Source organism: Novosphingobium silvae, assembly GCF_009856825.1.
Taxonomy (GTDB): domain Bacteria; phylum Pseudomonadota; class Alphaproteobacteria; order Sphingomonadales; family Sphingomonadaceae; genus Novosphingobium; species Novosphingobium silvae.
The window spans coordinates 21,690-46,095 of sequence record NZ_WVTD01000021.1 but is presented as its reverse complement, the minus strand read 5'-3'; the positions used below and the strand labels follow the sequence as shown (position 1 = coordinate 46,095).

General features: G+C 64.2%; 28 protein-coding genes. 14 read left to right on the top strand and 14 right to left on the bottom strand.

The genetic code is table 11. From position 1 onward, the window contains the following. Positions 1-852: 852 nt before the first annotated feature. Positions 853-1,371: a hypothetical protein gene (locus tag GR702_RS19015; RefSeq protein ID WP_042490949.1), complete on the bottom strand. Its 519-nt coding sequence runs from the start codon at positions 1,369-1,371 to the stop codon at positions 853-855. Positions 1,372-1,579: 208 nt separating this feature from the next. Between GR702_RS19015 and GR702_RS19010 the strand changes: the two genes are divergently transcribed. Then, positions 1,580-2,323 (top strand): hypothetical protein, encoded by a 744-nt coding sequence (locus GR702_RS19010; protein WP_042490951.1) that lies wholly within the window; start codon positions 1,580-1,582, stop codon positions 2,321-2,323. Between the two features lie 67 nt (positions 2,324-2,390). Here GR702_RS19010 and GR702_RS19005 read toward each other — a convergent pair whose 3' ends face one another. From GR702_RS19005 to traA, 4 genes are read right to left on the bottom strand one after another with little or no spacing between them, the layout of a single operon-like run. Beyond that, positions 2,391-3,689 carry a serpin family protein gene (locus tag GR702_RS19005; protein ID WP_228168121.1) on the bottom strand — a complete coding sequence of 433 codons (1,299 nt, stop codon included), beginning with the start codon at positions 3,687-3,689 and terminating at the stop codon, positions 2,391-2,393. An 8-nt stretch (positions 3,690-3,697) separates the two neighbouring features. Further along, positions 3,698-3,967 carry a TehB family protein gene (locus tag GR702_RS19000; RefSeq protein ID WP_010339208.1) on the bottom strand — a complete coding sequence of 90 codons (270 nt, stop codon included), beginning with the start codon at positions 3,965-3,967 and terminating at the stop codon, positions 3,698-3,700. After that, positions 3,967-4,704: a DUF6118 family protein gene (locus GR702_RS18995; protein WP_160987247.1), complete on the bottom strand. Its 738-nt coding sequence runs from the start codon at positions 4,702-4,704 to the stop codon at positions 3,967-3,969. The genes GR702_RS19000 and GR702_RS18995 overlap by 1 nt, the downstream gene beginning before the upstream one ends. A 9-nt stretch (positions 4,705-4,713) precedes the next feature. Continuing rightward, positions 4,714-7,647, bottom strand: coding sequence for a Ti-type conjugative transfer relaxase TraA (gene traA, locus GR702_RS18990; RefSeq protein ID WP_160987246.1), 2,934 nt, complete (start codon positions 7,645-7,647; stop codon positions 4,714-4,716). 173 nt (positions 7,648-7,820) lie between these two features. Between traA and GR702_RS18985 the strand changes: the two genes are divergently transcribed. From GR702_RS18985 to GR702_RS18960, 6 genes are all read left to right on the top strand, one after another. After that, complete coding sequence (locus tag GR702_RS18985; RefSeq protein WP_010339211.1) at positions 7,821-8,129, top strand: conjugal transfer protein TraD; 309 nt, start codon at positions 7,821-7,823, stop codon at positions 8,127-8,129. Between the two features lie 37 nt (positions 8,130-8,166). Next, positions 8,167-8,376, top strand: a complete 210-nt coding sequence (locus GR702_RS22440; protein WP_010339212.1) for a conjugal transfer protein TraD — start codon at positions 8,167-8,169, stop codon at positions 8,374-8,376. Continuing rightward, on the top strand, positions 8,369-8,923 hold the full coding sequence (locus GR702_RS18975) for an AAA family ATPase (RefSeq protein ID WP_010339213.1): 555 nt from the start codon (positions 8,369-8,371) through the stop codon (positions 8,921-8,923). Before GR702_RS22440 ends, GR702_RS18975 begins: the two co-directional genes overlap by 8 nt. Then, a complete protein-coding gene (locus GR702_RS18970; protein ID WP_010339214.1) occupies positions 8,916-9,179 on the top strand; it encodes a hypothetical protein in 264 nt (87 codons plus the stop codon). The genes GR702_RS18975 and GR702_RS18970 overlap by 8 nt, the downstream gene beginning before the upstream one ends. Before the next feature lie 2 nt (positions 9,180-9,181). Beyond that, the gene (locus tag GR702_RS18965; RefSeq protein WP_010339215.1) at positions 9,182-10,840 is read left to right on the top strand and encodes a type IV secretory system conjugative DNA transfer family protein; all 1,659 of its coding nucleotides are present in this window, start codon (positions 9,182-9,184) and stop codon (positions 10,838-10,840) included. 946 nt (positions 10,841-11,786) lie between these two features. Next, the gene (locus GR702_RS18960) at positions 11,787-12,698 is read left to right on the top strand and encodes a replication initiation protein (protein ID WP_029547944.1); all 912 of its coding nucleotides are present in this window, start codon (positions 11,787-11,789) and stop codon (positions 12,696-12,698) included. Between the two features lie 70 nt (positions 12,699-12,768). On the opposite strand, the gene GR702_RS18955 is transcribed toward GR702_RS18960, so the two are convergent. The 3 genes from GR702_RS18955 to GR702_RS18945 all read right to left on the bottom strand — a co-directional run bounded on the left by GR702_RS18955 (position 12,769) and on the right by GR702_RS18945 (position 14,497). Continuing rightward, positions 12,769-13,050: a hypothetical protein gene (locus GR702_RS18955; protein ID WP_010339217.1), complete on the bottom strand. Its 282-nt coding sequence runs from the start codon at positions 13,048-13,050 to the stop codon at positions 12,769-12,771. A 17-nt stretch (positions 13,051-13,067) separates the two neighbouring features. Further along, positions 13,068-13,709 carry an AAA family ATPase gene (locus GR702_RS18950; RefSeq protein ID WP_010339218.1) on the bottom strand — a complete coding sequence of 214 codons (642 nt, stop codon included), beginning with the start codon at positions 13,707-13,709 and terminating at the stop codon, positions 13,068-13,070. 155 nt (positions 13,710-13,864) lie between these two features. Continuing rightward, positions 13,865-14,497: a transcription elongation protein SprT gene (locus GR702_RS18945; RefSeq protein ID WP_010339219.1), complete on the bottom strand. Its 633-nt coding sequence runs from the start codon at positions 14,495-14,497 to the stop codon at positions 13,865-13,867. A gap of 418 nt (positions 14,498-14,915) precedes the next feature. On the opposite strand from GR702_RS18945, the gene GR702_RS18940 reads away from it, so the two are divergent. The 5 genes from GR702_RS18940 to GR702_RS18920 are packed head-to-tail and all read left to right on the top strand — an operon-like array spanning position 14,916 to position 17,231. Then, positions 14,916-15,197, top strand: a complete 282-nt coding sequence (locus GR702_RS18940; protein ID WP_010339220.1) for a type II toxin-antitoxin system RelB/DinJ family antitoxin — start codon at positions 14,916-14,918, stop codon at positions 15,195-15,197. Next, positions 15,166-15,486 (top strand): type II toxin-antitoxin system YafQ family toxin, encoded by a 321-nt coding sequence (locus tag GR702_RS18935; RefSeq protein ID WP_029547945.1) that lies wholly within the window; start codon positions 15,166-15,168, stop codon positions 15,484-15,486. Before GR702_RS18940 ends, GR702_RS18935 begins: the two co-directional genes overlap by 32 nt. A gap of 2 nt (positions 15,487-15,488) precedes the next feature. Next, entirely contained in the window at positions 15,489-16,109 is a 621-nt protein-coding gene (locus GR702_RS18930) for a histidine phosphatase family protein (RefSeq protein WP_010339222.1), read from the top strand. Then, positions 16,085-16,786, top strand: a complete 702-nt coding sequence (locus GR702_RS18925) for a hypothetical protein (protein WP_010339223.1) — start codon at positions 16,085-16,087, stop codon at positions 16,784-16,786. The genes GR702_RS18930 and GR702_RS18925 overlap by 25 nt, the downstream gene beginning before the upstream one ends. A 1-nt stretch (position 16,787) precedes the next feature. Then, the gene (locus GR702_RS18920) at positions 16,788-17,231 is read left to right on the top strand and encodes a hypothetical protein (protein ID WP_042490982.1); all 444 of its coding nucleotides are present in this window, start codon (positions 16,788-16,790) and stop codon (positions 17,229-17,231) included. A 419-nt stretch (positions 17,232-17,650) separates the two neighbouring features. Here GR702_RS18920 and GR702_RS18915 read toward each other — a convergent pair whose 3' ends face one another. The 5 genes from GR702_RS18915 to GR702_RS18895 all read right to left on the bottom strand — a co-directional run bounded on the left by GR702_RS18915 (position 17,651) and on the right by GR702_RS18895 (position 21,702). Next, positions 17,651-18,271, bottom strand: a complete 621-nt coding sequence (locus GR702_RS18915; RefSeq protein ID WP_126053496.1) for a hypothetical protein — start codon at positions 18,269-18,271, stop codon at positions 17,651-17,653. Next, complete coding sequence (locus GR702_RS18910) at positions 18,268-18,819, bottom strand: recombinase family protein (RefSeq protein WP_037525727.1); 552 nt, start codon at positions 18,817-18,819, stop codon at positions 18,268-18,270. Before GR702_RS18910 ends, GR702_RS18915 begins: the two co-directional genes overlap by 4 nt. Positions 18,820-18,908: 89 nt before the next feature. Continuing rightward, positions 18,909-19,328, bottom strand: a complete 420-nt coding sequence (tnpA, locus tag GR702_RS18905) for an IS200/IS605 family transposase (protein ID WP_010339227.1) — start codon at positions 19,326-19,328, stop codon at positions 18,909-18,911. Positions 19,329-19,496: 168 nt separating this feature from the next. Beyond that, the gene (locus tag GR702_RS18900) at positions 19,497-20,375 is read right to left on the bottom strand and encodes an AAA family ATPase (protein ID WP_009824028.1); all 879 of its coding nucleotides are present in this window, start codon (positions 20,373-20,375) and stop codon (positions 19,497-19,499) included. Next, positions 20,302-21,702: a Mu transposase C-terminal domain-containing protein gene (locus GR702_RS18895; protein WP_010339228.1), complete on the bottom strand. Its 1,401-nt coding sequence runs from the start codon at positions 21,700-21,702 to the stop codon at positions 20,302-20,304. The genes GR702_RS18900 and GR702_RS18895 overlap by 74 nt, the downstream gene beginning before the upstream one ends. A 191-nt stretch (positions 21,703-21,893) precedes the next feature. Between GR702_RS18895 and GR702_RS18890 the strand changes: the two genes are divergently transcribed. Continuing rightward, on the top strand, positions 21,894-22,466 hold the full coding sequence (locus tag GR702_RS18890; protein ID WP_007407197.1) for a recombinase family protein: 573 nt from the start codon (positions 21,894-21,896) through the stop codon (positions 22,464-22,466). A gap of 289 nt (positions 22,467-22,755) precedes the next feature. Then, positions 22,756-23,958: an aspartyl protease family protein gene (locus GR702_RS18885; protein WP_013039112.1), complete on the top strand. Its 1,203-nt coding sequence runs from the start codon at positions 22,756-22,758 to the stop codon at positions 23,956-23,958. On the opposite strand, the gene GR702_RS18880 is transcribed toward GR702_RS18885, so the two are convergent. After that, positions 23,952-24,368 (bottom strand): MerR family transcriptional regulator, encoded by a 417-nt coding sequence (locus GR702_RS18880; protein WP_004212867.1) that lies wholly within the window; start codon positions 24,366-24,368, stop codon positions 23,952-23,954. The two genes, GR702_RS18885 and GR702_RS18880, sit on opposite strands and share 7 nt — an antisense overlap. Positions 24,369-24,406: the final 38 nt, after the last annotated feature.

Genomic DNA, 24,406 nt, shown 5'->3' with positions numbered 1-24,406 from the left:
GCCCTCCCACCCCTTTCAGTTTCGAAACTGGTTTCGAAATCACCACTCATCACCACCTCGCAAATGCAAGGCTCAACACCTACCAAATCGCGAAATCATGAGAATGTGGGGGATTTTGACCGCTTACGTTCGATCGGCTCGGGCAGGGACAGGTTCGCGCCATTCATGGCGCGGAGCCTACGAAATAAGCCTCTCCAAGTCAGGCGACTTTCCTGAATCAATGGCAAGCCGGTGATTCAGGAAATCGATGGTTCCTCGAAGCGTTACCGCGTCTGCGGGCTTGCGCGATGCTTCTGGCGCTGTTCGAGCCAGGGGGTGAACGCCGACTGGGTGCAAACGTCCAAGGGTTCATAGGTGCCCGGCGCAACACGCCGAAACAGCATGGGGCCGGTCCGAACGGCGCTTCGGCTGAGAGAAACCTGGCAGCTATTCCCGGTCATCCCGCACCGGCCACCTATGTTCATCACCGGACTGGTGCGGATGCTGATTGGTCCCGAGACGCGGCCCTTCGTAGCGCTGATAACGCGCGCGGGGCGGCTCTGCTCGATCTTCTGCCCAGGCCTGAACCATAGTCGCGCTCGTCCGTCCGACCCGCACCAGAAACTGCGCGCCGCTGCCACCGGCGCGCGCCCTATCTCCAACTCACCAACAAGGTCGGCTTTCGCGAACGCCGCGCGCGCCGCTGCCTCGATATTGTCGGGCAGGATGCATGAGCACGCCAGGGCGGGCGTGGACGCGCTAAATGCCGCACCAGCGAGGGCGGCGGCGGTCGTCCGCGATGATGACAGCATCGTCATCCCAAGAGACTATGGCCGCACGGCTGAACGAAACATGGCCTGCGCGCCTATACAGTCATTGGATCATTACCCGAGGATCATGAGCGATCAGGGTCTGGGCTGTCTCACCAAACTGCCGCCGATCAACCCCGCTCAAGGTCACGCGATTGCGTGGAATGTCGATCGTCAGAATGTTGAAGCGCCACTTCCGGCTCGACAACAATTCCGCAACCGCCTGCTCCGTGGCCTGTAATTCCCTCAAGGAGTAGCGGACCTGTCGAGCGACATAGCGCGGGTCGCCGGACAGGCGGCGCAGGCGGGCCTCAGCGTTGTCAGTGAACTGCACGATCACCGCGCCGCCGTCGACGAAGCTTCCAGCATAGGAAGGGTCGCCCGCTGCAAGCCCGTTGATCGCCGAAACAAGAATTGCGAGCGGTGTCGATTGCGCCGATTGGGCCTCAGGCGTGGGCGGCGCGGGAAGCGCCGAACCGGGTTGGGGTGTTGAACAGCCCAACAATAGCTCGCACGCCGCCGTGCAGACGATCACTCGCAGTAGCAGCGATGTTCGCAAGCTGGTCCGCATATGGCCGTTCATCCCAATGCAAGGATATCCGGAAGAGACTAAATTCATTGTGAGGATGATTCTATCCCTATTTGCCCTTTGCATGGCATGTTCGCCCGCAGTTGAGCATGGGGACGAGGGTGGCCCGCAATCAACAAGCACCTTCAGAACCCAGACGAAAGCGCCCTCCCCTAACTATCGTATACTACTCAATCAGCCGGCAGCGGGCGGACACGGGGCGTTGCGACAGGAAGCGACGTCGCCTCTCCCGCGCGATGCCAAGGCCATCGGCGATGCCTGGATCGCCCGTCTCAAAAAGCGGGGAGCGTTACTCGGCTACGGCCTCGCGGGAAAGGGTTCCGCCGGCCCGGTCGAGATGATCGACACGGGGTTGACCCAGCAGGAATTCGACAATTGGGCAAAGGAGAACGGTTGGCGCGTGCCTGGCCACATCAGCTGGAGCTTTGTACCTAAGATGAGCATTCCTCCGGTGAGTGAGGCCGCGAAAGGCGCGATCCGCGTCTGGCCCGCTTCCAAGGCGCGGACGGGCCTTCAACATCAGGCACTTTACCACGGCCGGGTCGAACTACGTGACGGCTGCTTTTTCGTCGGCCTCTCGGGCCAGCCTGTCGACAAGTTGGCATGGTTCCACTCGGAAATGGGGCTCGACATTGACCAGTCCGGCTACTTCATTCTGCGCGAAAGGGTCGGCGGAAAAACGCTCGCCCGCTTGGGCGAGGATATGAACTGGGGCGGCCCCGCGACTGCGGACATCGACAAGGAAACCGCACAAGCCTTGCAAGATGCATGCGGACCCGGCGAGCTATATGTCGTCGGTTCGCCCGAAGCGAGCGAGCGCTTCTTGACCCAGTATCCGCATCTCCGCGAGCCATCGGTTCCCCCGCCGGCACCCCCGAACAAGATTGAGATCGGCCGGTGCTGGACAGCTCCCGCGAAGCCACCTCATCGCGAGCAACTCGCTTAGACCGAACCCAATCGGGTTGTCGAAGGGCTGATCTGGCGGTTGCCCCTCGCCACGCACTTCATGCTACCTAGTTGCTGATCGAGGTTGGATCGGCGATGCGCCCGAAAAACAGCACCGCGCCGCTCTTTCGGTCTCGCAGGGTGGCAAGGAAAGGACGATCGACCACCATCTCCGGTACCTGAGGCGCTATCCGCGCACTGGTGACGACGACCTTGATCGCAGTTGCCGCCGCTGCCTCGGTGCCCTCCTCATCGACGCGCAGGAAGGTCGCGTGCGCCACATCATCGATCGCCAAGCGCGCACCACGGGCAATCCCCGACAGGTCCGCGCGCTGGTGGTCGAAGGCGCTCGGCATACCCGCTGCGATGAGCGCTGCCTTCACGCTCTCATCGAACCTGGCTTCAAAGCGGGGCAGAACGATCCGCACCGCGCGTTCCTGCTCCGCTGACAGGTCGAAACGATCATTGCCGCCCTGCTCGCCGGCGAAGAAATCGACACCCTTCAGCTCGCGCTCCCAGCGGCGCAGGGTCGCCGCGTCACGCGGCAGGAAGATTTCCATCACGAAGCTGCCATCGCCGCGATAAGGCAGCGCGATCGCCTGCCCTTCCCGGGTCTCGCGATAGTCGAACCAGCCAATCCGCTTCATCATCGTGATCGGGATGCGCGTGCCGTCGCCACGCGTGAAGGACCGCGTTTCCGTCTCCTCGAACGGCACCTGCCACTTCGCCTTGAAGTAAAGCGCGTTGGTCAGCACAGCGGCGGTGTCATCCCCGAAGCCGCTCGGAGAGACGATCTCCGAAATCCTGCCCTTCGTCTCGCGCGAAACCCAGCCATTGATCCGCTCGGCCGCTCCGGTGGGATCACCAGCATAATCGACGGTTTCCGGAGCCGCTCCGAAGCCGGCATGCGCCTCGGCGACATACTCGTCCCGGACCGGCAATCCCTTCGCCAGCCACAGCGCGTTCGCGATGCCGAGCGCGGTATCGGCATCGCCGGTGTCGTTAAGCTGGGCATTGTAGGATTTGATGAGCGCAGGGACGTTGCGGGACGAATCCCAACCAAGCACGCGGCCAATCTCCTCGCGCGTGGCGCCCCGCGCGCCAAGGTAGGCGAGCCCCAGGCCCTGCGACAAGCTGACCGGGGAGATGAACAGATTGGCGTTTGCATCGGCCTTCGCTGCCAGGTGCGGGTAGACCTTGACGGTCATTAACGCCGCGCCATAGGTCAGGTCATGCGGCAAAGCCTCGGCGTCGGGCCGGGACAGGCTTGTAGGAAGCGAGCCGGGACTCGGTGCCGGGTCGCGCGTCGCACAGCCACCAAGCGCGAGGATGGCAAGAAGCGGGTATGACAAGGCTGTTTTAGGCATGGCTCTCCCTAAAGGCTTGGCTGCTGATCGTAGAAATCGACCTGCATCCGCATGGCTCCGAGCGGTTCCACGAAATGCGGCTGTTCGGGCAAGATCAGCCCTGGCCGGTCAGGTGTAAGGACCACCTCCGAGGCCGGGTCGAGATAGGTGAGCTTCAATCTCCCTTCGATGACCCGGATCACGCCCCACACACCGGCCTTGGTGCGATGTTCGGAGCGCAGGGCAGCGGGCAATGTCGCCTCATCGAATATGGGCGTCGAGCGGTAGGGAATCACCATTATCTCTTCACTCCCACCTGGATCGTGCATCGCACCGGCTGATCCGCCTTCCTTGCCGCTTGCCGGCATCCTTCGATCTTTTCACGATTGTCGCGCAGCAACCTGTCGGCCGCGACGATCGCCTCCCAGCTCGCCGGTGACGCGCTCGCCATCAAATGCTGCCCGGCATCCCACGGTGTCGCCTCGGCAAGAGCCCGCGTCGCCATGCGTTCGGGCCATTGCCAGCTCGCCGGCGCGATCTCGCGCGCGACCATACCGGGAAGGAAGGACCAGAGGAGGATGCCGATAAGCAACCCGCTCAACCCGAACCATAGTTGACGGTTCTTTTGATCCCGCGCCGTCAGCGCCGATTGAACGACGGTGCGCAGCTCGCGCCCCTGCTGTTTCATCTCGTTGGTGGCGGTGGCGAGGGCGGCATGATCGGCGCTGCGAAGGTCGGCCGCCGCTCGATTGATCTGCGTCGAAACCTGCGCAGGCGTCATCGCCAGCGCCGGCGACTTCACGATGGCCGTCGTAACCTGGTCCAGGCGTCCGTTGATGCCGTCCAGCCCTTGGACGACATGCCCCAGCGTCTCGGAATAATCCGGCACGTCGATGCTGGTGCGCTCGGCCGCCAGTCCCTCGATGGCGCGGCGCATCAACGCTAGTTCGCCGCGCTGCTGCTCGACCGCAACGCGCACCTGCTCGAACGCCTCCGTTGCCGCGTCGCCGCCTTCCTCCCATTCCTCGTCCGCCATTGTCTCTCCTTATCGGCTCAATCCTCGGTCGCGGCCAATTTCCAGCGAACGGGTCAATTCCTGGCTGATCGGACGATCCCGACGCATCTCCAGCCCCAGCTCGGGCGCGCGCCGCCGCAGCACGGATTCGAGTTGGGGATCGCGGTGCAGCGTTCCGGCCAGGCTCTCCATCTTCTTGCCGGTGCGCTGCGCGGCCTCACGATCGCCGCTGCGCGTAAGCTCGGCCCGCTCGCGCGCCATGCCCTGCCAGCGCTCCACGAACCGATCGGCGCGAAGCTCGGGATTGGTGCGGACCTGGGCCTCGTGCGCCATCGCCCGCGCCGCGCCGCCGGCCTTGCCCTCGGCCGCTTCGCGCACCAGCACCGGGTTGCGCTCGAACGCGGACGCCAAATCGCGGGCGGCATGGGGCCGCACCTGGTCGAGCGCGTCGCCCGCCTTCGCCAGCGCCTGCTTCTGATGCGGGAGCACGGGCAAGCCCTTCTCCCGCATTCGGTCCATATCGGCCTGCGCGCGCGCATAGCGCTCGATCGCCCTGGCCTGGCTCGGCGCTGCCGGTGCCCGCTCGGGGGTGGTGTTAATCGGACCCCCTTTGCCGTCGCGCGCCAGCTCGGGCGAGGACGATTTCGGCTTGAACCCGGCGAACATACCCCTCGCCTTGTCACGCACCTTCCCGGCGATCTCGCGCGCGAGTTCCGGGAAGCGGATCTCGCGCCGCTCGGCGAACGCGCGGGCCTGGGCCTGCCCGTCACGGGCGGCGGCATAATCGCCCGCCATGTCCTTGCCCCGGTCGCGCGACAGGGTGCGGGTGAGCTGGCGCTGATCTGTGAAATCGTCGCGACCATAGTGGAGCTGCACGCTGTCGCGGTGCCGCGACAGGCCGACATAGGCCGAGTGCCGATCCATGCCCGGTGTCGCCAGCACATGCGCCTGATCGACCGTCACGCCCTGCGACTTGTGGAAGGTGGCGGCATAGCCGTGATCGACATGGGCATAGTCCTTGAGGTCGAACGCGACCTTCCGGCCATCGTCCATCTTCACCGCCATGCCCTCGGCGCTGACGCGCTCCAGCGTGCCCAGCGATCCGTTCTTCACGCCAAGGCCGCGATCGTTGCGGAAGAACATGATCCGATCACCGGTCGCGAAATCGCGCCTGCCGCGCTCCACCGATAGCCCCACCTCCTCACCCAGCTCGCCGGCGGCGCGCATACGGCTGCGGGCTTCGCTGTTCAGCTCCTGCACCTCGGCATTGGTATGGGTGAGGATGATGCGGCTCTTGTCCGGATCGGCCTGCCGGTCGCTCTCCCATCCGTTCATCAGTTCGACCCGCGCCGCCTCGCGCGTGTCGGCAGCGCGCACCATGCCTTGCCTCTCATAGGCGTGCAGCGCCTCTCCGGTCCGGCCTGTGGCGAGCGCGCGCGTCGCGTCCTTCTGCCAGTCCTCATGCTGCCGGCGAATTTCGGTGATCTCGGCCGCGCCATGACGCTCGGCAAGGCTGCGGAACGCCGCCCCGGCCTCGATCGCCTGCAACTGCTCGGGATCGCCGACAAGAACGACCTTCGCGCCGGCACGTTCGGCCTCCGACAGCACCCGCTCCATCTGGCGCGAGCCGATCATGCCCGCCTCGTCGATAACGAGCACATCACGCGGGCCTAGCTGCTCGCGCCCCTGCCCCCATGCGTGCTCGAGACTGGCGATCGTCCTCGAGGCGATGCCGGAACCACCCTCAAGATTTTCGGCGGCAATGCCCGACAGGGCCGCGCCGCGCACCTGATAGCCTTCGCGCTCCCACGCCTCGCGCGCGACCCCCAGCATGGCCGACTTGCCGGTGCCCGCATAGCCGACGACGATGGCAAGATCGCCACTCGTCCCTATATGCTCCAAAGCGGCCCGCTGATCTTCACCGAGTGTCAGCCCGCCACTCCCGGCGGCGTTCAGCCCCCCTTGTAGCGACGCCGCCGGGAGACCATGCCCCACCCTGTCGGCAAGCCGACCGGCAGCGCGCTCTAGCCGCTCCTCCACCGCGATCATCTCGCGGCTCGTGAACCGCTCCTGGTCGCGTCCGTCCTTCCCCAGCGCCACCAGCTCGGGCGAGGACCGCACCGCGCTCATGGCCTGGTCGAACTGCTCCTTGCCGTCGCTGTGCCGGTGGACGAACATCGCCAGGTCGCGGGTGGTGAACGTCGCCTGTTGCCGCGTGATCGCATCCAACGCGATTTCCGGCTTGGCGATAATCTTCTCGCCGTTCTCGCGCGCGATCCGCACATGATCGTCGGCGTTGCGGTGCGGCTGTCCCTCAAGCTCGTGCCGTTTCCCCATCGGCCCGATCTTGTGCTGGGGCTCAAGCTCGATCCCCTGCGCCTCGTAGGAGCGATGGTCGATCCGCCCTTCCAGCCCCAGCTCCGCCATGCGTTCGTTGACGTGGGCGGCCCATGCCTCTCGCCACTCCTTCAACAGCTCGGTTGAGTTCCAGGCGCGGACCTTCTTGCCGAACCCCTCAGGTCCAACCTCACGCATCGACAACATGACATGCGCGTGCGGCTTCGGGGTGCCGTCCTTTGCCTTGTCCCAATGCACATTAAGGTCCGCGACCATCCCGCGTTCGACGAACTGCTTGTCCACAAAATCGCGGGCGAGGCTAACGCCCTGTTTCTCGCTCATCTCGCGCGGGATCGAGAACTCCACCTCGCGCGCGAGCTGCGCGTCCTTGCGTTTCTCCCCGGCCTCCACCTCGTTCCACAGGGTCGCGCGATCGTTTAAACGCTCCGGCGCACCTTCGGGAGCCAAGATTTCCGAATGGACGACGCCGGCCTTGTTCGAGAAGTCATGGTCGCGCCCCAGCCGGTCATCGTGCAGCCGTTCCGCCGCACGATAGGCCGCACTGGCAACGGCGCTCGATCCGTTGGCACGGCTGATAACCTTGGCCGAGAAATGGTAGATCGCCATGACAACCGCTATACTGCCCTTCTTAGCGCACGTCGGCAACGACGTATAAGCGCGCACTCACACTCTCTGCCGTTCGCATGATTGACTTCGCCGCATTTTTGTTCGCAACCGCTGTCCTGCATCCGTGATCGTGCTACGCTGCCTCTCCCGATCATGGGCGCGAGGGAGAGAATATGCGCAAGGTCCGCGACTATGACGCCGAGTTGAAGGCGCTGGGCGACAAGGCCCGCGCGCTCAAGGCGAAGAAGGTCCAGCAGCTAGGCGAACTGGTCACGTCCACCGGGGCCGATACGCTTGATGCCGACGTGTTGGCCGGTGCGCTGCTCCATATCGTCGCCGAAGCACAGGCTGAAGGAAACCGGGAGGCGTGGCGCTCCGATGGCGCGGCTTTCTTTCAAGGGCGCGGGCGCAAGACTGGCCGACGTGCTGGCGGCAGCGCGGAAGGCGGAAGCGAAGCTGGCGCAGGCGAGGCACAGGCTTGATGCCGCCGCGCGCCGCATCGATACGAGAGGATGGGTCGTGGCCCGACGCGAGCGCACCCGCCATCTCATAGAGCTGGGCGGCCTGGTTCAGAAAGCCGGCCTGGTCGAACTGGCCGACGACGATCGCGCCACCCTCTACGGCGCGCTGCTCGAACTTGCCGCGAAGGCGCGTGAGGATGGCAACGCGCTCTCGCTCTGGAAGCGGCGCGGCAAACGCGCGTTCGACGCGGAAGCTGACGATGGCTGACCGGCCCGATTTTCATATCATCACTGGTGGTCCCGGTTCGGGTAAAACCACATTGATCGACGCCCTGGCGGCGCAAGGCTTCCACCATATGCCCGAAGCCGGTCGCGCCATCATTCGCGATCAGATCGCCATTGGCGGCGGCGCCCTGCCATGGGCCGATCGCGGGGCCTTCGCTGAACTGATGCTGAGCTGGGAATTACGATCCTGGCATGAAGCGCATGACCGAAAAGGCCCGGTGATCTTCGATCGCGGCGTTCCTGATGTGTCGGGCTATCTGCGCCTGTGCGGCTTGCCCGTTCCTTCCCATGTCGAGCGCGCGGCCGAGATGTTCCGCTACCAGCGCCGGGTATTCATCGCCCCGCCCTGGCGCGAGATTTTCGGGCAGGACACGGAGAGGAAGCAGGATTTTGCAGAGGCGCAAGCGACCTATGAGGCGATGGTCACGGTCTATGCCGATCTCGGCTATGAGCTTGTGTCCCTGCCTCTCGCCCCGGTTGCTGAAAGAGTGCGCTTTGTGCGCGCACGGATGTGGAGGGTAGATGACTGACCGCGTTCCCCGCTCATGGCAGCTCCTGATGGTCGGGTCAGGCGTACATCGGATCTCGCCCGATCTTTGCGACCGGCTTGTGCGCCTGCTCGATCTCTCGCCGCAAACCCGGCTAATCGAAATCGAAACCGATCAGGGCGGCGTCAGCGTCTCACGGGACTGGCCCAGCGACAAGATGGAGGAGGTCTCGGCGATCGAAGCCGAAATCCAATCCACCCCCGGCATCATCCGCATGACCATGTTCCAGGCGAGTTGACGATGGAGTGGTTCCGCCAGCTCGGCCGCGCGATCCGCAACCTGTCCCGCATCGCGCGCCAGAATCCCATATGGGCGATCACCGCGCTGGTGGTCAGCCCAATCCGGCTGATCCGCCATCTGTTCGCCGTCCTGATCCTGTTTCTGGCCGCCGGCATCGTGCTGGGCCTTGGGATGCCGCTCATCCTGGGCAAACTGCTCGGCCTCCCGCATGATTCCAACCTCTATCAAATCATCATGATGCTGACGGTGATCGTCGTCATCCTCATTGGCCTGCGCGCGCTCTTCCAGCCCCTGATCCTTGCTTATGGCGGCCCTGCCGCCGACGACACCCACGGCTCGGCCCGCTTCGCCACCGACGCCGAAAACCGCGCCTATGCCGGTGATAGCGGCCTGCTGATCGGCCGCGATCGCAAGACGGGCAGGCCGCTGCGCTATGCCGGTCCAGCCCATCTGCTGACGATCGCGCCGACGCGCACCGGCAAGGGCGTGGGCACGATCATCCCCAATCTGCTCGACTATGCCGGCCCGGTCGTCTGCATCGACCCCAAGGGCGAAAATGCCCGCATCACCGCCCGCCATCGCGGCAACTTCGGCCCGGTCCATGTCCTCGATCCGTTCGGGGTGACGGGCCTTCCCGGCGCGGCCTTCAACCCGCTCGATCGCATCGACCCTGCTGGCCTCGATCTCGCCGACGACTGCATGACGCTGGCCGATGCGCTGGTCTATGACGCCCCCGGCGAAGCCGGCGAGGCGCACTGGAACGAGGAAGCCAAGGCGCTAATCGCCGGCATCATCCTCGCGATCGTCACCAGCGAGCCGCCGGCGACCCGCACCCTTGCCACGCTACGCGATCGCCTCACCCTTGCGCCGCAAGCCTTCGCTGCCATGCTCGAAGCGATGCAGGCGCAAGGCGGCCTCGCTGCCCGCGCCGCCAACCGGCACCTCGGCAAGTCCGATCGCGAAGGCGCCGGCGTCCTGTCGGCCGCCCAGCGCCACACCCATTTTCTCGACAGCCCACGCATGACAGCGGTGCTGGGGCATTCCGATTTTACGTTCGCCGATGTGAAGGCGCAGCCTACCAGCGTCTACCTGGTGCTGCCGCCCGATAGGCTCGCCACTTATGCCCGCTGGCTGCGCCTGATGCTTGCCCAAGGGCTGACCGATCTGGCGCGCGCACCGGCCTCCCCTACCCGCTCTGTCCTGTTCCTGCTCGATGAGTTCGCCGCCCTCGGCCGCCTCGAACCCGTCGAGCGCGCCATGGGCCTGATGGCCGGCTACGGCATCCAGCTCTGGCCGATCCTGCAGGACGTTCACCAGCTCCGCGCGCTCTACGAGCGCCGCGCCGGCACCTTCCTGTCCAACGCCGGCGTCCTGCAGGTGTTCGGGGTCAACGATCACGACAGCGCCAAGCTCGTCTCCGATCTGCTCGGCCAGGAGACGGTAGTGTTCGAGACCATGAGCCGCGCAATCGACGCGGAGGAAACCGGCATCTCGTTCGGCGCGCAGCATGTCGGCCGCCCGCTGCTCACCCCCGATGAGGTCCGCACGCTGCGCGAGGATTTGCAACTCGTGTTCCTCGCGGGGCAACGGCCGATCGTCGCCGCCAAGCTCAAATATTACGCAGATCGCGAGTTCGCCGGCCGCTTCGACAAAGCGTGAGGTCGTTTAAACGGCATGCCTGTCAAAGCGCCATCGTTCCGATATACAGGCAATATCGAAGTAACGGCGTTCCGCCGCACATTATGCCGCGTCGAAATCGCCCAAAAGCGCGGAAAATCGCGCTTTGGCGTGCGAAAGGTGAGTTTTGGGGTATCAGCTCACCGTTCGCCTTTCGCGCGGCGGTAGGTGATACTCCTAAGGGTCGTGGATCTCGCGCCGGAAAAATCGGCCGTCCGGGAAGCCCTTAGAGCACCGTGGGCAGTTGCGACGCCCGAAACCCTGTCCAGGAGACGGAATCGCGCTGGGTGGCCCGGAAAACGCCCCTGCCGGGACGTTTCCACCCTCCCTGCCCTCTCGATCGGAGCGCCCACATATCCGCTTGGCTTTTCTGGAAAGCCATTTTCCACGGCTGGTCTAGGCAGTGTGCTGGCGATAGGGCGTGACGGTTGGGCGATATTCCAAATCAACAAAAGCGTGCCGGCGAAGCCGGCTCATTGTGGGGATGCCGGGTGGGAGGATCGCGTAGCGATCCGGGGCGGCCGAAGGCCGCGAGCCGGCGGGGCGAAGCCCCAAGAGGCGGTGCTTTTCTTCTCCTTTGGGCATGTCGGTGCCGCCGGCGCAGAGTTATCCACAGGCAAGGCTACCCTAAAACTCACCGTTCGCCTTCTGATTCAAAGATTCTTCTTAGATTCAAGATTCAGGGTGCCTCAAACCCGCAGAAAACTTGGAAAAATGACCTCAAAAAGTGAGTTTTGGGGTCGAGTCGCGTGAGCTTTGGGGTAGCCTTCGGTGAGTTTTGGGGTCGGTAAAAGTGAGTATTGGGGTCGAGTCCGGTGAGCTTTGGGGTATCCGCCAAATCGACGGTGAGTTTTGGGGTATCCTCCCCTGATCGCGATCGGCGAGCTTTAGGATTTGCCTAGCTCACCGCTGCTGTTAAGGTGAGGGCATGGCTTTAGCAAACTCACCAGTGAAGGACGCGAAGGCAAAGACTGCCTCGGGCGACGAAACCGCCCTCACCCTCGCCCAAAAGGGACGCGGAAACCCGTTCGATCCCGCCAATTACGGGGAAATCGTCAAACCCGGCGAGCTGGTCGATATTGTCGAGCTGTCGCCCCTCACCCTCGCCGATCGGCGAATCTACAATCTGCTGATCGCGAACGCCTGGGACCGGATCGGCGAGCCGGTCATTCACCGCATCGCCAAATCCGCGCTCAAGGGCACGCACCAGGGCAACGAGCGCATAGAAAGCTCGCTGCTGCGTCTGATGGGCACGATCGCGATCGTCACCATCCGCAAGGCCGGCAAGAGCTACAAGCGCCGCGTCCAGCTTCTCGGCCCCAGCGACGAAAGCCTCGAAAAAGACGGCTTCCTCCATTACCGGATTCCCGAAGAGCTGATCGAGATATTGCGTAACAGCGAGGTCTATGCCCGCCTCAAGACGCAAGTGATGTATTGCTTCGAGTCGAAATACGCGCTGTGCCTCTATGAAATGATCGAACGGCGGATCGGCCTCGAATACAAGCAAAGCGAAGAGTTCACGATTGCGGAGCTGCGCGGGCTGCTCAACGTGCCGGAAGGTAAGTTGGAACGCTTCGCCGATTTCAACAAATACTGCCTCAAGGTCGCGCAGGACGAAATCAACAAGCTCTGCCCCTTCTGGGTCGAGTTCACCCCGATCAAGAAAGGCCGCAAGGTCGAGCGGGTTTCGATGATGTGGCTCCCGAAAACCATGAGCGGCCGGCGCGACGCGCAAAACCTGATCGACCAGCATAGCATCGTGCGGCGCGCCAAGCTGCGCGGCGACATACCCGAAATGCCGGTGCTGGTGGATTTCAGCGCGCCAGCGGCCGAACGGTGAGGGCCTACCCCAAAACTCACCTTTCGCGCGCTAGGACCGCCTAGCCTTCGCCAGCTCAGCCCGCGCCGCCCTAACCCTCGCCGGCATCGAGCGCGCGGCTCACCGTGAACTGAATCCACGCGCTCCGGCTGATCCCGCGCCGCTTGGCTGCCGCATCGACCTTGGCGAGAAGCGCGCGATCGAAACGCAGCATCACCGGCGACTTGCGCGGCTCGGCCCCCTGCCCCGCCTCGTCGGCCTCGACCGCGATCGGCGCGGCATCCGGCTTCGCCGCGCCGGCAATGAAGGCATCGGCGGCCGCCTCGTCAATCGCCGGCTTGGGCTTGCTGTTCGGTTTACGAGCGATAGCCATTAACACGCACTCCGATATTATCTTGATATACAAACCGCGCCGATCAGCGCCGTCAATTCGTCTATCGCCTTGGGGTCGCGCGGGCTTTGCTCGATAACCGCCCTGCCCTCGGCCGCCGCGTTCGGGAACGCCTTGCGCCGCACGATCGACGTGGGCAGCACTTCGATACCGTCGATATCGCCGATCATCTCCAAGGCGGCCTCATTGTCGGCCCCCTGCGCGTCCGCGCCGTTCAGCACGGCCACGGCGCGCAAGCCCTCGTTGATCTCGCGCGCCTCGGCGACCAGCGCCGAAACCTGATCGAGCGCCCACACGTCGAAGCTGCGCGGCTGCACCGGCACCAGGAGCGTGTCGGCGACGGTGAGCGCGGCGCGCAGCGATCCGGTATCGCGTCCGCCCACGTCGATGATGATATCGTCATATTTGCTGGCGAGCTGGCGGACCTGGCTGCGCAGCGCCGCGCCGGTGAGGGCGACGGCGGTATAGCCGGCCTCCCCAAGCCGCTCGGCGCGAAGCTGGGTGAAGGTGAGGGCGGTGCCCTGCTCGTCCCCGTCCACCAGCAAGAGGTCGCGGCCGGCGAGCGCCAGCGCGACCGCGAGATTGACGGCGAGGGTGGTCTTGCCAACGCCGCCTTTCGTGTTTCCGACTGCCAATATCATAATGCCCTCACTCTGCGAGCTATCGTTAGTCGATTTGCCATGAACTGTCTATCGCTATGATATACAGATGATGCTTACCTATTGGTGTTAAGCCATCGGAGCGTCATTGAAATGGCGATAGGACGGGTCTTGAATCCGAAATGACGATAACGCCCTCATTCCTCCGGTTCGGGATCGTCATCGTCCAGCGGCTCATGGCTCATCTGGCCGTGATCCTCGATCGGGCAAAGCGGCGCTCCGGCCTGCTCAAGCCATTTGCGCGCGGTCCTCACGGTATAGCCGCACGTCGCGCACTCGCATTTGAGCATCCGGGCTTTCTGCTTCTTGGGCGCGGTCGACTCTCCGTCCGTATCAAGGCGGGCATGGGGGAGGGGGCCGACGCTCTCCAAGATCGGCGCGATGGCCGCAAGGAACGCCTCGCCGGGGGTGGTGGCGCGCATCGGCCCGACTAGGCCCAGCCCAAGGGCGACCCGTTTAAACGCCTTCCCATGCCCTGCCGGGATGCCAACGGCGGCATGGACCAGTTCATGCGCGAGAATGGCCGCGATCTGCGCCGGCATCGCATCGGGCGCGTGCGCCAGGTCGGGCCGGATGAAGATTTCAAAATGCCCGTCCGCGCTCAACCGATTATCCCAGCACTCGCCGATCGCCTTGCCCTTCGCGCCTCTGCTGGTGAAGCCGATCGCCACGCGCACGCGGTCGGGCAGGGGGGCGTCCAGCGCCTCGAACAGCGGAGCCATGCCCAGCGCCACGGCATTGAGCCAGCTTTCGCGGGTTTGGTGGGTCATCGTCCTTACTCCTCCCTTCAAATCGCCTGTCCGGCGATGGCCATGCCATCGGCCGGAACACGGACGCCCAAGAACGCCGGCGAGAGAGGGGGGCAGCGGGATTCGATGGGGGTGGTGCGGCCGCAGCGCAGCGAGGCACGGCCCCATCTAATCCCGTTGCGGGGGAGAGACGGCCGGGACCGCCTTTCCCCCTTGAACGAACATCGACGCCGGCGCACGCCGGCACCATGAAGCGAGATCCGCTTGCGATCTCGCCCCCGCCATGTGGGTCGTCACCTTGGGCCAAGACCGCTTGCGGGCTTGGGGAGCGAAGCGAGTAGGGCCACGGTGCCGCGCCAGCGGCAGGCGCATGTCCCCTGCCTGGATTGAAATTGTTGCTCAAATGAGCTACATTGTCGGCTTGACCAAGGAGGTTCCAATGGCCGCTACCGCTTTCGTGCGCGCGCGCATCGACGAAACATTGAAGGATGAAGCCGCCGCCGTGCTGGCCGAGCTGGGGCTGACCGTCTCGGATGTGGTCCGCATGACCCTCACGCGGGTTGCCAAGGATCATGCGTTGCCGTTCGAGCTGAAGGTGCCGAACGCCGAGACGCGCGCCGCGATCGAGGCGTCCCGCGCGACGATGAAGGCCCACCGCGCCCGTTTCACCGATGCCCAGGAAATGTTCGATGCCCTCGACCAAGAAGCCCACCAGCAGTAAGCGGGCTTCGTTCCCAAGAGAGGCGTCCTACGAAAAAAGGTTCGTCAAGGATTGGGAGCGACTGTCGCGCAGCGGGCGCTACAACATGAAACAGCTCAAGGAGGCGATGATGATGCTCATCGCCAACGACGCGCCGTTAGGCCCGGAATGGCTGGATCATCCGCTGAAAGGCGATTGGAGCGATCATCGCGAGTGCCATATCGGCGGCGATTTCCTGCTGATCTATACGATTGAGGGGAATCTGGTGAACTTCGTGCGCGCCGGCACTCATGCGGAACTGTTTGAATAGCCATGCGCGTAATCTTCATCCGTCACGGCGAATCCACCGGCAATGCCGGCGTGCCGTGCCACGATCTCGCGACGATCGAGCTGACGGAGCGCGGCCACGAACAGGCGAGGGCGGTCGCGGCGAGCTGGACGCAAGCGCCCGCGCTCATCGTCACGTCCCCCTATACCCGCACGCAGCAGACGGCCGCGCCGACGATCGCGCGCTTTCCCGGTGTGCCGGTCGAAGTGTGGCCGATCGAAGAGTTCACCTATCTGCAACCGGCGCGCTGGAACGGCACGCGCAGCGCCGAGAGGATGCCGCACCTCGAACGCTATTGGCAGGACGCGGACCCGGACTATTGCGACGGGGAGGGGGCAGAGAGCTTCGCCACGCTGCTCCGGCGCTGCGAGACGGCGCTAGACCGCCTCGCCGCCATGCCCACGGACTCGCTGGCCTATGTGTTCGGGCATGGGCAGTTCATCCAGGCCGCGCGCGCGATCGTCGCCGATGCCCATATGGATGACCGCGCCAAGATGCGAGCGTTCTGGCGCAAGGGCGAGCCGCCCGCGATCGGCAACGCGGAAAGGATCGGGTTCAGGTGGACTGAGGATCGCTGGGAATGTTCACTGGCACTCGACGCATAACCCCTCTCTTGGCGGCGATCCTGCTGGCCTCCTGCGCCAACACGCCGGAGCCTCCTACCAACAGCCATGTTGGGGCGCATCCATACTCGGCCGCCGAGCTAGAGCGCGCTTTTACGAATAGCCGATCCGCCTTGCCGCGCGATCTCTACGGGCCACTAGGAATAGTCATCGATGCCAGGCGCGGCGCGATCGTCATCAGCACCGCTTACGAACTGACCACGGCAGCACCGGATTTTTCGTGCGCGGCGCTGCGACCGTTACCCCCGCGCGATCTTGCGACCACTGTTCCCCTGATCGATGAGCGGGATTGCCAGACAATTCCGGCGAAATATTCCAAAGCACGGCCATTTATCGTGACCTACGATGCCGCGACCTTCCCGCCATCGGCTATGCAGGAAGCGCGCGGAATGCTCGCGGTGGAGAGGGGATGTGTCGTGCTCCGCGAAGCCAATGGTTCACGCCTGTTGGTCTGGCGACAGCCCGCGCAAATTACGCAGACGCAGGATGGATATCGCATCGAGCAGTTGGGCGCGTCCGCCGCGATCGGCGCGCCGGTCGCGCTGACAGGCACCGGCGGAAACACCGTCTCGCCTGCATTTGCACGACAACATGCCATTCCCTCCGACTGCCGCACATTCCCGACCTTCGCGGTTAACGGCATTTTGCCAGGAGAGTGATGTGAGGGTGGCCGCACTGTGCCTGTTCCTGCTGGTGAGCGCGTGCGGCCTGGGAGAGACCTCGCCATCGGTGGTCGAACAGACCCAGGATGGCGTCACCGCGCTCGTCCGAAACGATGTGCAGGAATCAGAAGACGGCCTGGTCGTGTCTGACGCGATTGAACGGCATGGCTTCGTGCGGCGGCAAGGATCGTGCCTTGTCGTGGACTACAGCGGCCAAGAATATTCGCCGGTATTCCGCACGCCAGCGACCTTTGACGCTACCCTGCAATCTGCAACCGCGAAGCCCTCCGCCCCGCTTCAATTGCTCGGCGGCCCTCTCTCCAAGGTGCGACGTGGATTCAGCGAAGAACTGGCCGAATTTTGCGGACGGCCCCTGTTCCTGCTGGTCGGGATCACGCCTTCGGTATTTCATAACCCCGTCGTGCCCGGTAAGGCGCGATAGTCAGTTGGCGCTGAAATAGGGGCCGGCACATTGCGAGGGCAGGGGAGTGGAAAGGGCCTCGGGAGGTATGCTCTCGCCGACGCCCCCGCCAAGTTGAATGCGTGGGCCGATCGGCACGCGCTGCCCGCTGTTGCCCAATATAACGGCAGCTCCGCGTCCCTCGGTCACGATCCGGGAGCCCTTGGGCCAAATGACAAGCGCCCTCGTTTTGCCCGCTCTGCCGACAAGCCGCAGACAGCCATCACGGGCAACGAGCCGGCCGGACGCTAGCGCCGTCAATGCTATCTCGGGATCGAACGATAGTGTTGGTAGCGCGATTCCTGACATGGGAGGCTCGCTCGTCGTAGCGCAGCCCTCAAGTCCCATCGCGGTTAAAAGCAAAGATGGCAAGAACGTGCTATACCGGCGCACTGATCGCCTCATGACAACACCGATAATCCGGTAGGCTCAGGCACCCAGCGTCCAGCTTGGCGGATAAGGCGGAATTGCATTCCATGCGCTCCGAGATTGCCGAATACGGCTGTCGCCCAAAAAGTCAGCACACCTTTCCGATCGCGAGATTCGACCCTCACCGTGTAGAGGATCGCTTCGGCCTTGGTCGCGGTGACGAACGGAGTGGCATCGGCCCTGCATTGGGAGGCGGGGAAGGCGGGCAAGCGCAGTAGCTCGGCCAATCGCCTGATCGTTCTTTCCGGGGCATCCTTAACAGCGCCATCGGCGAGGCCCTGCAGCCCGACACAAATCGCTTGCTTGCCTTCCCCCGGTCGCGCCCGCGCGACCGCCTCGTCGAACATCACGTCGATCTGCGCATCATCGAGGCCGCTAATGTCGGGAGCGCCAGGAACCGCGATGGCACTCCCGTTACCATGATAATTGGGGCCGGGCACTGGCGGGGGAGGGGGCGGCGGCAATTCCGACGAACTTGCTCGTTGGGGTGGTCCCTCCGCCACCGCCGGTTCTTTCGCCGGACTACATCCTGCGAGACTGATGGCCAGACTGACGACGATGGCGGCACCAGGCCATTGCAGCCCCGTCATCATGGCCGTTCCTGTAACCGCGAAATCGTCGCCTGGCTGACGTTGAACAGCGCCGCGACGGAACGCTGAGTGTCGCCGGCGTCGAGCTTGCGCCGTGCCTCGGCCTGCTGGTGGGGGGTGAGGGCGCTTTTGCGGCCGAACTTGACCCCGCGCGCCTTGGCCTGGGCGCGGCCGGCGCTGGTGCGCTCGACGATCCGCTGGCGCTCCCAGCTCGCCGCGACGCCCAGCACCGCGATCACGACCTCGGCGAGCTGCGATGTCGTGTCCAGCATCGGCTCGGCGATCGAGCGGAAGCCGGCGCCGGTCTCCTTGACCGCGTGCAGGATGTTGAGCAGGTCACGCGTGTTGCGGGCGAGGCGATCGGTCGCCGTCACCATCAGCACGTCGCCGGGATCGAGCGCGCCGATCGCGCGCTTGAGCTGAGGCCGCTCGGCCGACGCGCCGCTGATCTTCTCGCGGTAGATCTTCGTGCAGCCGGCCGCCTCAAGCTGGGCGAGCTGCTGGGCCAGGTCCTGGCCGTTGGTCGAGACGCGCGCATAGCCGTAAATCATGCCGCGATTCTGCATCAGATTTTTGCATCAGGGAAGGGCGCGGATGTAAACGCTCGCGCTGAATGACTGACCGGCTGACGCCGGTAGGTTCATGGCGAAGGGCTGAAGCCTTGCTTGTGGGTATGGCGGTCGAGATAGCGCATGATGATATCGTCGGTGATGTTTCCGGACGTGGTTGAGAAGTAGCCACGCTGCCAGAAGCGCTGGCCCCAGTAGCGCTTGCGGATATGCTCGAACTCCTGCTGGATCTTGCGCGAGGACCGCCCCTTGACCCGGCGCACGAAGTCGCTGACCGAGATATGCGGTGGGATTTCAACGAACATATGGACGTGATCGCGTGAAAGCGCGCCATTGACGATCGTCACGCCCATTTCGACACAGACCTGCTTGATGATCTCGCGCACCCTGAGGCGGACCTCGCCGTGCAACACCTTGAAACGGTATTTGGGCGCCCAGACGATATGATAGCGATGATGAAAGGTCGTGTGGCAACCACTCGAATAGCCCATAGCAGGTATCCTCGGGAAAGTGAGACTTCACGCCTTTCAGGCGGTCTCACTTTCCCGAGGATACCTGCTATTATGCGAGTCTATGGCTGAAGCCAGTATCCGACTGAAGTCGGAGGGGTTGCTCCCAAAGCGTGACGCTAAATGGCGGCGTTCTGATCGCGCTATTTGTCAGTTGCCGGGTCCGATGACGAGGCAATCGCGCGCGGCCTGAACGATGTCAGCGGTGACCTCCTCGACGCGGTTGAGGGTCATGATCCGCCGCATCTGCGCGAACAGGCGCTCCATGAGCCGGAAGTTGCCGCGCGTGATGCGGATCACGGCTGCCTGCGCTTCGATCGCGTCGAGTTGGGCCGGGTCGAAGCTGATCCCGAAATCGCCGGCGTGGGTCGCGAGCAGCAGCCGCATTTCGGTCTCGGTAAGCGGTTTGAACTCGTGGACGAAGCCGATCCGCGAGTAGAGCTGGGCATAGCGGGCGAGGCGCTTCTCCAAGCCCGGCATACCCATCAGGATCAGCCCGAAGCCGTGGCGATCGGCCATGTCGCGGAGATGTTCGAGCGACTTTATGGTCAGGCGGTCGGCCTCGTCGACGATGACGAGGGGGCAGGCGATGCGGGCGGCGTCATGGGTGATTTCGTCCTGCGAGCCGCCCGCGACCGTCAGCCGGGCATAGCCCAGCTTAATGAGGTTGAGGCCCAACACCGCGTCGATCGTCTTGGGCGTGTTGCTGACCGACACGGTGTAGAAGACGGCGCGGCAGCGAGCGACCTTTTCGCCAAGGAGCGCGGCAATGGGACGGAGCGCGGCATATTCCCCCAGGTCGGGGAAGCTGGAAAACTCGCGCGCCGATCGCGTCTTTCCGACGCCCGGCCGGCCATGACACACGCCGATATAGCGGTAGTGCGCGCAGGCTTCGGCAAACTCGACGAACCGGGCATGTTCGCGGGTCGCCAGGAACGGCTGCTCGACCAGGAACTCAATCGTCAGCGGCGTAGAGCCGGAGCCCTCGGTAGGTGGTGGGCCGGGAAGCCGTATCCTCTTGGTCGCCATCGAAGGTCTCCGTGGGGGCAGGCACCTGCTTGTCGCGCTCCTTCGCGCCGCGCCGGGCGCGCTGGATCGCGCGCAACGACGGGTGCCCAGCGTGCTCGGAGCTGAGCGCACGGCAGACGAACCGGCCCTGGTGGTAGACGTGGATCTCGGTCAGGTCGCGGGGGTCATAGACCGCCTCGACCTGCTCGCCGACGAAGGCCGCGAGCGTGGGTTCGACATAGCGCCTGCCCATCAGACGGATGCCGTCGCGCAGCACTTTACGGGGCTTGGGCACGTGCACGAGCAGCATGTCGAGCTGTTCAAGGCTGTCGGGCATTGCGGGCAGGAACCCGCCCTTCTGCCAGCGCGTGATCGGCGGTTCGCCGGTGCTGCCATGCGGGCGACGATGATAGACGCCGCACACGAACGCCTCGAAGCGGGCGCGCAGCTCGTCGGGCGTGAGCACTGGCGCCGACAGCGGCTTGCCCGCGATCAGGTGGCCGGGCAGGTCGGGCAGGAACATGTCGTTGATGGTGCGGAACAGCCGCTCGATCTTGCCGCGCCCGCGAGGACGCCCCGGCAGCGAATGGATGAGGCGGATTTTGAGGGCGATGCACGCCTGCTCGATATGCTCGGAGATGAAATCCGAGCCGTTGTCGACGTAAAGCTGTTCGGGAATGCCGCTGACGATCCATTCGGGATTGGGCTTGCGCCAGATCGCCTGCCGCAAGGCGAGCGCCGTGTTGAGGGCACTGGGGGCATCGAGGCTGAGGAAGTAACCGGCGATGGCTCGGCTGTGATCGTCAACGATGACGGTCAGCCAAGGACGCACCGGGGTTCCGGCATCATCGAGCACGAGAATGTCGAGAACGGTATGATCGGCCTGCCACATCTCGTTCGAGGTCGCGGCTTCGCGCCGATGCACTAGCTCGTGCTGGTCGCGGTAGACGGCCGGATCGGAGGCTGCGGCGATCTGGCTTGCCGGTATCGCCCTGACGACACGCGCGACGGCCGCATAGCTGGGGGTTCGGTGTCCATGCGCGATGGCGAGTTCCTGCACCTTTCGGTGAATGGCGGCGACCGGGGGTCGCGGGCGCTTGGTGGCGAGAGTGCGGGTCAGTTCGACCAGATGTTCCGGCAGGTGCAGCCTGCCCCGATCGTTGCGCGGCAGACGCGCGAGACCGGCAAGTCCTTCGGCACGGTAGCGCCCGAGCCAGCGCTGCAACGTCCGCTCGCTCAGCGTGCCGGTGCGGGCGAGGTCCGCGAGCGGGATGCCATCGGCGAGGTGCGGTTCAAGGACGCGGTAGCGCTCGATCGCCAGCGGCGGGACAAGCGCCGGATGCGTCACCGCCGACGGTCCGTGTCGCAGGTAAGGAAAACGGAGATTTGCCTGCCCATCGCCATGCGAGTCCGCTCGCGTTGCCAAACCGGCCTGTTCGACGTAAATCTACCCGGTAAAGAAAACTAGGGCAACATAGACCTGCCGATGACGACTTTCTTCCCAAACCGCGCCCGATCGGGGCGCCACCGGCCCTACGCATGAAAATCGGTTACGCCCGCGTATCGACCGCCGAGCAGAACCTGGACCTCCAGCGTGATGCGCTGAAGGCTGCCGGCTGCGAGAAGGTCATCACCGACAAGGCCTCCGGGGCGACTGCCGCTCGCCCTGGATTGGAAAAGGTGAAGGAGCTGCTTCGCGCCGGCGACACACTGGTGGTCTGGCGCCTCGACAGGCTCGGCCGCTCGCTCCGTGATCTGATCGGATGGATGACCTACCTCGACGAGGAAAAGGTCGGGCTGCTGAGCCTGCACGAGGCGATCGACACGACCACCACGTCGGGCAAGCTTACCTTCCACCTGTTCGGGGCATTGGCGGAGTTCGAGCGCAACCTGATCCGCGAGCGGACCCAGGCCGGTCTCACCGCAGCCCGCGCTCGCGGCAAGAAGGGTGGCCGGCCGGCCGCACTCGGCAAGGACAAGCGCGACCTGGCCGTCAGGCTCTACCACGAGAACACGATGCCGATCGCCAAGATTTGCTCGATGCTCGGCATCTCCAAGCCAACACTCTACGCCTATGTGCGATCGGCCGAGACCAAGCCGGTAGCCGCGTAGCGACGCTCGCCGACAAATAGCGCGATCAGAATGCCGCCACTTAGCGCGAGCGTTTACACCGTTCGCGGTCCCGATCGGCCCAGCGTCCCCCGGAACCGTTCGTTATCGGGAAGGCATCTAAGCGGTCTGCACCATCCTTCATCTAAAGTTCTCCAAGCGCTTCTGAGGATTTTCGGGCGCACCAAAAGCACTTGCTCCTCCAGTGGCTGGAGCATGTAACCGCAATTTGCTCTCCTGCGGACGGGGGGCTGGAGGTGGCTTTTTGACGGCCCGTGTTGAAGCAATCGGTATGTCTCGACGCTCATTAGTGGCGCGGCTGGTGGCCTGTGGAACCGGCTTGGTGCTCGGTTCTCCAACGCTCGCGCGACAGACTTCCCGGTCTGCGGGCTCGTGGAACTTCGGTGCGGCTCACCTCGAATGGGAGCCGCTGGAAGTCGGCACGGGTGATACCCTCCTTGTTTCGGCACAAGTGCGCGGAGTGCCGGTGCGGGCGGTGCTCGACAGTGGCAGCGGCGCGTCGATCATGAGCACGGCGCTCGCGGCGAAGCTCGGCTTGAACGATGGTGAGCGGCGCATGATTAGCGGGCTGAGCGCCAAGGCCCCGGTGCTGCTGGTCCGCGACATCGACGTACAGCTCGCCCGCGAAACCCGTCGCTTACCCTTTGCCGTCGTTGGTGATCTGAGTTCAGTGTCGGCGGCCTTCGGACGACCGATCGATATCCTCCTCGGTGCCGATATGTTCACGGGTAGCTGCATCGCGCTCGATTTCGCGAAAAGGCGTATGGCGGTCGTCAAGTCAGGCACGTTTCTCGCCGGTCCCGACTGGCGCGCTGTCGCGCTCGGGCGCGGTGCCAAGCAGGAGCTGTTCATTCGAGCTTCCGTCTCGGGTTTGCCTCCCGTGCCCTTGATGATCGATCTTGGCAGCTCGGCCGCGCTGATGCTCTCGTCGGCCTATGCCCGCGATCAAGGGCTGTTGAACGGGAAGCTCGTCTCGACCGCGGCGATCGGCGGCGTCGATGGTGTGCGTATCAACGATGCTTTCACGATCCAGAACATCAACATCGAAGGGCTTGGCGTCTCGAACGTCCCCACACTCGGGATGAGAGCTTGGCTCTCCACCAGCACGGTTGGCAATGTCGGCCTACCGCTGATCGCTCAATTCGACGTGGTGTTCGACGTGACCGCCGGATTCGTGTGGCTCCGGCCACTCGGTCCTCGTCGTCGCCTGCCGATGCTGAAGGACCGTAGCGGCCTTGGCCTCGCAGCCTCACCAACGGCGCTCACCGTTGTTCATGTGGCGGCGAACAGTCCCGCGGAAAAGGCTGGCTGGGCGGTCGGCGACCGGATCGTGGCGGTGAACGGCCATTCGATCGATGCGAACTATACGCGTGGGGAGCTCTGGCAAGTGCGCTCCCGGCCTGCTGGCACCCTCGTAAAGCTGACGATGGCCTCGGGTGATGTGCGCGAGCTCAGGCTGGCCGATTATTATTGATCGGCTTGAGGGTGGCCTTTGCCGATCGCCTTCATGATCCGACAATCGGCCATGCGCGCCTTGGTGCAGCTCTGGCTGAGCATTGCCAACTCATCCCGCAACACCGCGAGTTGCGCCAGTCTCTCCTCCACATCCTTGAGGTGCTGAGCAGCGATAGCTGAGGCGGCACCACAATCCTGGTCCGGGTTCTGCGCCAGCCCCATCAACGAACGGATCTCGTCGACGGAGAAGCCAAGCCGGCGACCGTTGCGGATGAAGTGCAAACGCTCAATGTCACTGGCATCGTAGGTTCTGCGACCCGACGCCGTGCGAGGGGCGGATCGGAGCAACCCGATCGACTCATAAAAGCGGATCGTCGTCACCTTCGTCGAGGTCTCGCTGGCGAGCTGCCCAATCATCACCGGCTTCATCATGCCATCCTTGCTTATGCGAACGTGTCGCACATTTC